The sequence below is a fragment of the Marichromatium sp. AB31 genome (assembly GCF_003718685.1).
GTDB lineage: Bacteria > Pseudomonadota > Gammaproteobacteria > Chromatiales > Chromatiaceae > Marichromatium > Marichromatium gracile.
Genome location: NZ_RHFI01000083.1, coordinates 1 through 253, shown reverse-complemented (window position 1 = coordinate 253; position 253 = coordinate 1). Strand labels below are relative to the sequence as shown.

At 58.1% G+C, this 253-nt stretch carries 1 pseudogene; it reads right to left on the bottom strand.

Annotation, left to right across the window (positions count from 1 at the left end):
* Positions 1-205, bottom strand: a pseudogene (locus EBL84_RS17450) (integron integrase); the annotation flags it as partial.
* Positions 206-253 lie beyond the last annotated feature (48 nt).

The window sequence follows — 253 nt, the reverse complement described above, 5'->3', positions numbered from 1 at the left end:
AAATCCGTATAGCATCGACAATCTGGCGAAACTGCCAGTCCTTCATCTCGGTCCTCTGACCCACCTCCGTCAGATAGCGCTCGACGTCGGCAGGGCACTGCTCCGCCAGCTTCCGATCCGGAAAAGCCGCGATGTACTGCTCCGCACGCCGCACCATCCAGCGGTCGAACGGAGGCTTAACCCCTGATTCTCCGACCTTTTGCACGTACCGGTGCCAAAACGACCGTACCTTTTCCCTATAGGTTGACGGGTT